We start from the raw sequence: 10,923 nt of genomic DNA on the forward strand, positions 1-10,923 counted from the left end.
GCGAACCCAAAAAGAGATAAAGAAAAAGGACGATTAAAATGCGGCCTGAATCCAATTCTCTCTTAATGTCTAACCTATGAGGGTCTGTTAATCTTTCAAGGTTAAATTTGCAGCAGCCTGTTTGGTATTCAGGCGAGGCAGAGCCTACATAGTGTGGTTATTTACCATAAGTAGGTGATGGCAAGCATAAATGACACTCGCTGCTATTTAGGTTTGACTTGGTGATGAAACCCTTTTGTTACCCAGTATTTTACTTATTCTTACAAGGATACAGCTATTAGAGTAATGTGGGCCGTATGAGGTGACTTGGTTACACATTTCACGCCGTGATTAAATAGCCTTTAAATTGAAATCATTTAACTCCGAAAGCTCACATACCTTATTAACTAAGAGGCTAAACTAATTTTATAGAACATTAAAGCAATCATAATAAAAACTACAAGTTGCGAATGAAAACTGTTAGTATTTTTGTTTTCAAACTAAATTTAACATCATGAAACTCTCATCTATTTTATTTATTACGTTTGTTACTTTACTTGCTAAAAATTATGTACATGCAAGTTCGCAGCCTCTTAATCCACAGCGAATAGTGGTTGCAGGAGGCTCAATAACAGAAGTTATTTACGCCCTTGGTGAACAACAACGCATTGTTGGCGTTGATAGCACCAGTGTTTATCCAGCTGCTGCAACTCAGAAGCCACAAATTGGCTATGTTCGCAAAATAAGCGTTGAAGGTGTGTTGTCATTAAATCCAGATCTTATCCTCGCTGAATCAGATATTGGTCCTAAAAAAATGGTTGAGCAATTAAAGCTCACTGGCGCTAATTTGGTTATCTTGCATGAAAACGACAACTTTTGGCGTATTGAAAATAAAATAGAGCAAATAGCCAAACAATTAAATGTTGTGAGTAAGGGCAATATGCTCGCAGACTCTTTGCAAGCGGACCGCAAGGCCTTGTCATATATTTTAGAGCAAACAAGTACTAAACCTAAAGTTTTGGTTATCCGCAGTAGTCAACTTATGGTTGCAGGGGCAGAGACGACTGCTGATGAGTTGGTAACTATTGCAGGTGGAGTGAATATGATGGCTCAAACAGTGGTTAATTGGCAGACGATTTCAAGCGAGGCTGCATTGGCACTAAATCCTGATGTGATTATTAGTATGGGAATTGGCGCCAATGATCAGCAACCAAGCGCTGAAATATTATCTGTTTTTAAATATTCAAATGCGATAAAAAATGGGCGTATTTACAATTTTGATGCGCTCTATTTGTTAAGTATGGGGCCTAGAACGCCTCAAGCGGCCGTAGAACTAGCGCATGCATTTTATCCTAAAACACGCTTGCCAGATGGCTATCAATATAGATTTTTAAAATTAGCTGAAAACAGCACAAAACAACAGGACGAGCGATAGTTATGCTGGCGTTAGGAAATAGGTTATTAGCGCAACAACGGATACGGGTTTTATCTATTCCTGTTTTGTTTATTATTTGTATATTGGTATTTTTTATTGCTCTAAGTCAGGGAGGGGTTGTGATAACGCTGCGCGAGACGATGCTTATGCTAACCCAGCCGGTAGATGATCAGCTTAAACACGCTATAATTTGGCAGATCCGCCTTCCTCGTATTCTACTTTCGATGGTTGTTGGAGCTGGTTTAGCAACCTGCGGTGCTGCAATGCAAGCTTTATTTAGAAATCCATTAGCAGATCCTGGTTTGATTGGCATTGCCAGTGGTGCAGCGTTAGGTGCAGTAGCAACTATTGTATTAGGAACAAGCTTGTTTGCTAATTTTAGCGACAACTTAGGCTACTATGCGGTGCCTGTAGGGGCATTTTTGAGTTGTATTGCGGTATGTATGTTTATCTATCGGTTGGGCGCGCAAGATGGGCGTTTTACTATTGTTAGCCTACTACTGGCAGGGATTGCCGTAAATGCGATTGTAAACGCTATTATCGGTATCTTAACACTGGTAAGTAATGAGCAACAATTGCGTGATTTAACATTTTGGAGTATGGGCTCTTTGGCGGGAAATCACCTTGCGATGATAATGCCAACACTCGGTATTATTATTGGTTGTTGTATTGGTTTATTACGTTTATCTAAACCTCTTAACGTGTATTTATTAGGAGAGGCTCAAGCGAAGCATGTCGGCATTAATGTGACTAAATTGAAAAAGCAGGTTTTTATATATACGGCACTTTGTACAGCAGCAGCCGTCGCAATTACGGGCGTTATTAGTTTTGTCGGCTTAATAGTACCGCATATTATGCGCTTAATATTAGGCCCAGATCACCGTTATTTATTACCAGCTTGTATGTTAGGGGGAGCATTAATGCTTAGCCTTGCTGATTTATTTGCCCGTACCATAATGCTACCAGCAGAAGTCCCCATTGGTCTAATAACCAGTGCTATTGGCGGTCCATTCTTTTTGATTATGCTGTTAAAAACTTACCAAGGAGCAAAGTGAACTATGTTAATTGGCAACCAACTTAGCGTAAAAATTAAACATAAAACGTTGCTGGATAATATTGATTTTTATGTAAAACCAAATGAAATTGTAGTTATCATTGGTCCCAATGGCGCAGGTAAATCATCATTAATGAAAGCATTATCAGGAGATTTACCGTTAAGTGGCGGAACTGTAAATATTAATCAACGAGAGTTAAATGAGTATAGTTTGCTAGAGCTTGCTAAATTAAGGGCGGTATTAACCCAGAGCTACGAGTTAGATTTTCCTTTCACCGTTAATGAAGTTGTTGATATGGCGCATTTTAGTCATCAAGAACAGTGCACGCAGGCTACCTTGAAACAGTTCTCTAATGATGCAATGAAAGCCGTAGGGATTACTCACCTAGCACAGCAATGCTTTACTCAGCTTTCTGGTGGTGAAAAGCAACGTACTCAATTAGCTCGTGTATTGTGCCAATTACAGCCAAGTTTAACTCAGCAAAAAAATGCTTATTTATTAATTGATGAGCCAACTGCTAGCTTAGATTTATATCATCAATATGAAGTCATGAACCAAGCCGTTACAACCGCAAAACAAGGCGCGGGAGTTGTTGCTGTTCTTCATGATTTATCACTTGCTGCGAGCTTTGCAGATCGAATTTACATGCTTGATAAAGGAAAAGTTGTTGCTCATGGCTCGCCTGAAGAAGTACTAACACAGCGCCATTTAAGTAATGTTTATAATATTAATGCAAAGCTGCAAACAGATATTGAAGATGTACTTCCCCACATTATGGTGGCGGAAAAAACACTCACAAATATATGATTTTAAGTTGTATCGATTACATATTATTGAGTGTTTTTATAAAGGGGTAATACCAATTCCATTAAGTATGTGATCTAAATTTTACGCAAAAAAAATAATTCAGTTCTAGGCGTAAATTGATGTAAATGGTTGTTCCCTTTACGAAATTTACAACAAAGAAATGGGTTGTTTTAGCAAGTAAAATAGATCAGCTATTTATTGGTATTGGTATAACTAGGGCATGTTGAATTTTGGTGGTTGAATTTACAGCGGCCTGTTTGGTTTTTAGGTAAGGCAGAGCCTATGTAGTGTGGTCACTGCCCATAAATAGGCGATAACGCAGCATAAAGACCAAACATGCGCTTCCCTTTGAGGGACGATTAACTCTTTATTGCCTTGTTATTAACACGATTTGCTTACCTCAAAATAGATCACTTAATTAAGCTAATTGGTATTACCGCAATGAGAGTGGACAAGTGTAGCTACATCTTGTAATTCAATATTTTCAGGTATCGCTATCTCTTTGGTTGATGCCTGCAGCCATGTTGCAGCATCATCAAGTGATTTAAATACGGCTCCAGGTATACCAAAGGCTTTTTGAACGCTCATATTCTGCAATTTTTGATATTGCTCCTCAGGAACAACGATAAGCATCGCTTGAACAAGTTGTAGCATTTTCTCTGCCGCACCATTTTTAAGCCATTCTTGTGTTGCAGGACCCGCCCCTTTAGGGTGTTGTAAGGATGCTTCATCTGTATAAACACGCACTACAATAAATGCTTCAGCTCTATCAAACCAACGATCCCATGATATTAAAGAGTCTAAGTGCATTGCTAGCGTGCACTCCCCCTTTGCTACTGTTACAGCTAATGGCCAGAGGCTGCTATCGTATTTAATTGTTGTCATACTTAATAACCTTTGTTATTGATTTTATAGATTTTTCCACGGCAAATGATTTAGCTTTGCTGTGGAAAAATCTGATTGATTAGAATGTATACTGTATGCCCGCACTAATAGTTCTTGGTTGGGTCAATACTGCTGTATCAAAGTTAGTATCAGGTTCATTGCTATCAGCAGGTGCTGTACCTGGATACAATGCAACAGGAGCATCTTCATCAAAAATATTACGTACTGAAAGATACACTTTAGCTTGCTCAGAGATAACGTAGTTCAAACTTGTATCAAAGGTCGCAAAAGCGTCTGTTTTACCGCCTTCATCGTTTGAAATACTGGTATACCAGCCATCAGTGTACTGGCCACTAACGTTAACAACCCAATTATTTGATTGCCATGTGGTCCCTAATTTCATAGAAGCAGAAGGAACCGTAAGTAATGAGTTCCCTTCTAGGCCTGAGTTTGGATAATCAGTGATCTCAGAATCTAACAGTGCAAAACCACCATAAAGATTGAACTGATCATTAATCTGCCAATCGGCATTAAATTCAAAACCAATAGTAGTTACTTCGTCTGCATTTCTAACTACATAAGCTTCATCACGTGAGTTTTCAGGTGTTAAATCAAAAGGTAGTTGCATGTCTGTATATTGCGAATAAAACAGGTTTTGAGATGTGCTTATACTGTTATTAGCCCATTGCTGACGACCATAGATTTCTAAAGAGTTTACGTACTCTTCATCATATTCATAGTTAACAATTGGTGCGCCAAAGGAAATGCCGCCGCCGCCTGCATTATACCCGCGAGATAATTGTAAACCGACAATATGCGTATCACTTACTTGGTAGCTGAGCCCAAGCTTAGGTAATAAGGCACTGTAGTCGTTATCAGATTCTATTTTTGCAATCGCTCTATCAGGATCACCGCCTTCACGTTTGCGATTTTCTTTTTCGTAGCGTAAACCTGCCGTTAGCTCAAATTTGTCACTAAATGGGAGGGCACCCTCAGAGTAAATTGCAAAATTATCTGAATCATCAGTAAAGCTTTGTTTTACAATGAATTGGATCCAATCATCTTGTTTTGAAGTGTAGTAGCGACTACCAATAACCCATTGTTCGCCGTTATCACCTTGATAGCGTAAACGAGGTTCTATCACAAACTCTTTATTATCAATATTCGCTTTAGAACCATCTGGCGTAGATTTACGTTCAAAATTAAAGTCTGTTGCTGAAGCCGTTACCTCTAACTGTAGTTGTTGAGTTAATGATGCGCTGTATTCAATGCCTAAGCTTTTAGTATGCGTAACATGAACGGGTTGTTGCGGAAAGTTAGAACGACGCTGATCAAATGGATAATCAATGATTTCACTATTTGGACCACTGTATTTGTTATCGGTTAGTGTGACAACAACGCGTGTACCGTATTTGTCATCGCCCTCATAAAGTAATTTCCCTCTAATTGCACGGCCTTCCATGTCAGCTGGGTCTTTAACACCAGGGTAAGATTCATAATCAACAGATGAACTACGTTCAAATTGATCTGCTGCAATTCGTAAGGAAAACTGCTCAGAAAGAGGTTGATTATAAATAGCTGAAAGTCGTTTTTGGTCTAAATTCCCGCCTTCAGCACGAATTGTGAACTCTTGTTCAAACGTCGGATCTTGTGTTTCTACGCGTATTGTACCTGCTATTGCATTACGCCCAGCTAAAGTACTTTGTGGCCCTCTGAGAACTTCAATTTGTTCAAGGTCCCAAATACCTAAATCGCCAAAAACTATTTCGTTATAAGTAGCTGAACGACCATCAATTTGCCAGTTTAAGCGTGCTCTGCTGCCTGCAAAAAATGCATTCGCGTTTTCTGCAGCTCCAGTACCATCAATACCCCTTACTGTTGGAGCTTTACCAGTACCAGTGACCATTGTGATGTTTGGAATTTCGCTTAGTACGTCTCTTACGGTTCTTAATTCGGGGCGGCTTTCAAGTTCTTTACTATCGAAAACAACAACGCTATTACCACTTTGTAGTAGACTTCTTGATAATAACTCTCCAGTAACTTCAATAACGGTCATTTGATCCACTGCGTCATTGTTATCAGTATTAGCTAAAGCTGTAGTAGATGTAAGTGCTGCGAGGGGGATTAAAACATCCTTAAATTTCACAGGTACTCCCTTCCGTAAATGTAAATGATAATTGTTTTCAATGCTATATTCAATTGTATTAAAATACAACACTAAAGTTAATTAATGTTGTATTTTTAACTTAATTGTTAATCAGTAGAGAGGTGGTTTGGCTGTTATTTCAATCTAGGGCGATTTAATCGCGGCGTGAGGTTTGTAACCTAGTGGGCTTGGTAACGGCTCCTGCGTTACCCTACTGGCAGCGCATATTTGGCATTTATTCAACGTTATCGCCTATTTATGGGGAATAACCACACTACATAAGCTCAGCCTTGCCTAAATACCAAGCATACGGCTGAAAATTTAACCTCGAAAGATAAACAGGTCCTAGACAAATTTTTTATCTATTTGTTTCAAATAAAAATTTTAACGACGTATAGTGCAATTTAATTCGTTAAATTGCTCAAAGGTTTATGCAGGTTGGTATAACTAGGAATTTTTGAATTCGCACTCTGTGAGCACTATATTTTTGTCACATTGGTAAAATACGGTTAAGTAAGTGTCTTTAGGCACTTGCGGTGAAAGTGCTTGGGTTATTTTAAATTGCAGTTGTTGTTCATTAAAGGCAATGAGCGTAGCCGCTTCAAAGCCAAAAAATTGTTTCACACTTGCGTACAAAGCTTTAAAAATACTTTCTTTTGCTGAGAAGATAATGGTTAACGGGTGTGATACCTGCTCTGCGAACAATCTAAACTGAGGATAGTCATTAGGGTGCAAAATTTGTTCTTGTAGCTCTCGCTCTTGTTTTGCGCTCATTAGCTGTTCGATATCAATACCAATGCCAGCGATATCTGTGCGCTGAGAGGCCATTGCCATTGCAATCCCTTGAGTATGGGTAATACTAGCGATAACTTTATCAGGCCATATCGGCGCGCGATCATTGCTAGAAAGAATATCAAAAGAGGAAATACCGAGTGCGTTTAGTACTTTTTTCGCACAAAATCGGCCAGCCAAATACTCGGCCTTTCGTTTTGTGACTGCTTTTTGAAGTTGCAGCGGTGAAAAAATCTGATAACTCGAAAAGTCACTATCAATAAAGTGGTTACTATCAAATTTACAACAAAAAGTGCTGTGGCTAAGGTAGGGTGTAAACTGAGTATAAGGGGAAAGTTCCATATGCTATTTGCATTTTTCCTAAAATTAAGAGTAGCGCTTTAATGGTACGTTAAAAATATAATAAATAAAGTAAAGTTTATGACCTGTGCTGAGCTTAAGCTCATTACGTAATGTACAATATGCATGATTAATTAACCTGAACTCTGGATAATAAATCTATATCGAGCAGCTGTTTTCAGCGCTAACTGTGTTGAATTCACTTGCAATAGGCCAGCTATTGACGTGTAAATTTGCCTTGTTTTCACTGAAAATCTTTGGCTAGAGAAAATAAATTTAAATATCACCATGATTCAACACTTTAGTAAATCTCTTAACCAGAGCTCAGGTTACTTAGTTTTTGAGTGTTTAACGAGTTTGGCACAGAGCTTTGATCTCCTGAATAAGGGCAATGCTTGCTTCGTTATCGCCATGCACACATAAACTATCAGCATGTAAAGGTAATACCTTTCCCGATTGAGTTGTTACACAGCCTGTAGTTAACAGTTGTTTTACTTGCGCAATCAGTGCCGATTTATTATGCACGCTACCAGGAATATTCCGCGATACTAACAGTCCTGCATCGGTATATTGACGGTCCGCGAAGGCTTCTAAAATTAATGTTAATTGGTATGTTTTGGCAAGTTGCTGATGGCTTTGTGCTTTAGCCGTTGCAAGTAGCATGAGCTTTAATGGGGTTGGGTAGATGGCAATGGCATGCATGACAGTGTTTAATATTGTTTCATCAGCCATCATGTCGTTATAAAGCGCGCCATGTGGTTTAACATAGCTAAGCGTTAAACCTTGTACTTTTGCCATGCCCTCAATAGCGGCTATTTGATAATGCAGGCAGTTTATTAGCTCGCTTGTACTAAGATTCATTGAGCGCCTACCAAAACCTTGCAGGTCTGGGTAGCTGGGGTGAGCGCCAATTTGTACGTTATATTGTTTGGCAAGTGTGAGCGTGCTTGCCATTACATCGGCATCGCCGGCATGAAAACCACAGGCAATATTAGCCATATCAATATGTGGCATTACATCATCGTCTAGCCCCATTTTCCACGCGCCAAAACTTTCGCCTAAATCACAATTAAGTTTCATATTAATGCGCCTTTTGCGATTTTATTGTAACAGGCAGTACGCCGTTAGCAGGCGCTTCACCCAGTAACACTTTTGCAAGGGCGGTAAAAGCAGGCCCAGATACAATATCGTTTTTATCTACATCAATATTATATGCGTAGGATGCAAGTACAGCATTTGCATAATTACCAAATTTAGCAATGTCGTACGGTGCTCTTAGGCTTATAAAAACAGTGCTTTTATTTTCCTCTTTTGCCATATTTAATAATGACTCAAGTGCTTTTGGTTGCTCTGCATTATTAAGTGCAAAATTAGGATCGTCTTTTAAATCATCCATACCGCCAATTTCTACCGCACTTTGATTAGGCGTTGCATTGCCGGCTATAACTATATCAGCAGCGTGTATTTGTGCTTTTGCGAGTGCAGGGTCGAACCCTTGTAAGCTACTACAGCTATAGGTGAATTTTTGCTGGCTGGTAGCTTCAATTGCTTGCTGCATTGCCATACATTTACGCGTGTCGGGCATAATAATATGAACATTACTTCCTGCTTTTAAATTAAGCGGTAAAATACTGTTATTATTTTTAACCTGCGTTATAGCCTCTACAGCAAGTTGCGCTTCTATTTCACGATGTGCTGCACTGCCAATAACCTGCTTAGCTTCAGTAAGCGCGGTAATAGGGTCAAAATTAGTGCTTAATCTAAATTTATTTTTAAGAGAGGTAATACGCATCGCAGATTGTGCTATTTCTTGCTCATCAAGTTGTTTTGATTTAACCGCTGCAACAAGCTCTTTAATAAGGTCATCGAGCTTGTTTAAATCATCCGGCGTTCTAATTTCAACGGGCATTAGGGCAATGTCAGCCCCAGCCGCAAACGTATTAATTACCGCTTGAGTTGGTGTAAAAAAGTTACTAATACCTGCCATATCAAGCGCATCGGTTACTACAACACCTTGGTAATTAAGCTCACCGCGTAAAATATCAGTAATGATTGCGCGCGACATTGTTGCCGGTTTTATCATGGTTTTGCCATCAACACTTACAAACGTTGTGCTATCGAGCGCTGGATACTGGATATGCGCCGTCATGATCATGCCAGGGTTTTGCTTGGCGATAATGTGTTTAAACGGTGATAGGTCTTGCTCGTAAATAACCTCTTTTACATGGTTTACTTGAGGCAAACCTGTATGGCTATCTACATTTGTATCGCCATGCCCAGGAAAGTGCTTTAACGAAGTAATAACGCCATTGTTTTCAAACCCTGCAACTTGAGCTGCGCCTAGCTTACTAACGAGTGCTGGGTTTTCACCAAATGAGCGTACGTTGATAACAGGGTTATCGGGGTTCATGTTTACATCAACCGTAGGCGCATAATTTACATTGATACCCAGCGAATTTAGCTCTTTAGCTATTACTGTTGCTGTTTTTGTGGCAAAGCTTGTACCGTGTTTTTTGTACGTTGCGCCAATCGACATATTACCGGTAAATGATGTAGCAACATCGCGTGGTAAACGCGCTACACGTCCGCCTTCTTGATCTATTGATATAAATAAAGGCAGCTTACTACTGGACTTACTTGCAGCCGACTGTAATTGGCTATTAAGCGTAATGGTTTGCTCTATTGATTGAGTGTTTTCTGAAAATAAAATAACCCCACCAATATTATACTTTGTCACTATATTTGCTAACTCACTTGGCAAACTAGTCATTGGCGTTCGGCATTGTTTACTCGCACCTTGCTCACAGTAGTAGCGAAAGTCGAGTATTAACTTTTGACCAAGCTGCTGTTCAAGAAAAAGTGTTGATTTAGCGAAAGAAGATTGTAATGGCATTAAACACCCAGATAAAAAAATGATAGACGGTACAATACACTTATTTAGCAAAACGCTCTCCAAGGCTAAAAAGTAGATAAGTATACGCAGCTTATCGACTTTTAGACGCAACTGCAAAGCCATAAAACAAGTGTTTTTATAAACTTAATAGCTGCTTAATATTTATATTTATTAGTAACTTATTTATACATAAACACATAATTTTAAGTCAATAAAACCTGAACGTTATAAGTTATAGATACATAATTATAGTGGTTTTTATAAATGCAATGTACGAGCTTTTGAAATGACTTGTTCTATGGTGGTTGACTCCTTATTACCCATAACAAATACATAGCGCAAGGTATTCGCAGAAGTAATCGAGATAACTAAATTATAGCTATCGCTTCGAGGTTTAAGTGTGACATACACTGCACATACTTTAACTCTAAAAGTTTGTAAGCACACAGTTTAATCGACCCACCATCAATAGATGCAGCTTTTATGAATAAAATTTCACATTTATTTATGCCTAAATTCGGATAATAAGTGCAATTTCTCAGATTAGATGGCCAGCTGTTATAATTCGGCCATTTTCTCGCCAAAGGAAATT

The 10,923-nt window shown here is 38.9% G+C and carries 8 protein-coding genes; 3 read left to right on the top strand and 5 right to left on the bottom strand.

The window, feature by feature from the left end; translation table 11 throughout:
* Positions 1-493: 493 nt before the first annotated feature.
* From GQR55_RS18805 to GQR55_RS18815, 3 genes are read left to right on the top strand one after another with little or no spacing between them, the layout of a single operon-like run.
* On the top strand, positions 494-1,414 hold the full coding sequence (locus GQR55_RS18805) for an ABC transporter substrate-binding protein (protein ID WP_166421813.1): 921 nt from the start codon (positions 494-496) through the stop codon (positions 1,412-1,414).
* A 2-nt stretch (positions 1,415-1,416) separates the two neighbouring features.
* Positions 1,417-2,469 carry an iron ABC transporter permease gene (locus GQR55_RS18810; protein ID WP_166421814.1) on the top strand — a complete coding sequence of 351 codons (1,053 nt, stop codon included), beginning with the start codon at positions 1,417-1,419 and terminating at the stop codon, positions 2,467-2,469.
* 3 nt (positions 2,470-2,472) lie between these two features.
* Positions 2,473-3,276, top strand: a complete 804-nt coding sequence (locus GQR55_RS18815) for a heme ABC transporter ATP-binding protein (RefSeq protein WP_166421815.1) — start codon at positions 2,473-2,475, stop codon at positions 3,274-3,276.
* A gap of 423 nt (positions 3,277-3,699) precedes the next feature.
* Here GQR55_RS18815 and GQR55_RS18820 read toward each other — a convergent pair whose 3' ends face one another.
* The 5 genes from GQR55_RS18820 to GQR55_RS18840 form a co-directional block, all read right to left on the bottom strand.
* Entirely contained in the window at positions 3,700-4,161 is a 462-nt protein-coding gene (locus tag GQR55_RS18820) for a hypothetical protein (protein ID WP_166377515.1), read from the bottom strand.
* Positions 4,162-4,240: 79 nt separating this feature from the next.
* The gene (locus GQR55_RS18825) at positions 4,241-6,307 is read right to left on the bottom strand and encodes a TonB-dependent receptor (protein ID WP_165740910.1); all 2,067 of its coding nucleotides are present in this window, start codon (positions 6,305-6,307) and stop codon (positions 4,241-4,243) included.
* Between the two features lie 447 nt (positions 6,308-6,754).
* Positions 6,755-7,441 carry a 4'-phosphopantetheinyl transferase superfamily protein gene (locus tag GQR55_RS18830; RefSeq protein ID WP_165740909.1) on the bottom strand — a complete coding sequence of 229 codons (687 nt, stop codon included), beginning with the start codon at positions 7,439-7,441 and terminating at the stop codon, positions 6,755-6,757.
* A 345-nt stretch (positions 7,442-7,786) separates the two neighbouring features.
* Positions 7,787-8,518: a 5-oxoprolinase subunit PxpA gene (locus GQR55_RS18835; RefSeq protein WP_165740908.1), complete on the bottom strand. Its 732-nt coding sequence runs from the start codon at positions 8,516-8,518 to the stop codon at positions 7,787-7,789.
* Position 8,519: 1 nt separating this feature from the next.
* Positions 8,520-10,331, bottom strand: a complete 1,812-nt coding sequence (locus GQR55_RS18840) for a glycoside hydrolase family 3 protein (protein ID WP_166421816.1) — start codon at positions 10,329-10,331, stop codon at positions 8,520-8,522.
* Between the last annotated feature and the right edge of the window lie 592 nt (positions 10,332-10,923).

It is taken from the genome of Pseudoalteromonas sp. Z1A8, from assembly GCF_011378855.1.
In the GTDB taxonomy this organism is placed as follows: Bacteria; Pseudomonadota; Gammaproteobacteria; order Enterobacterales; family Alteromonadaceae; genus Pseudoalteromonas.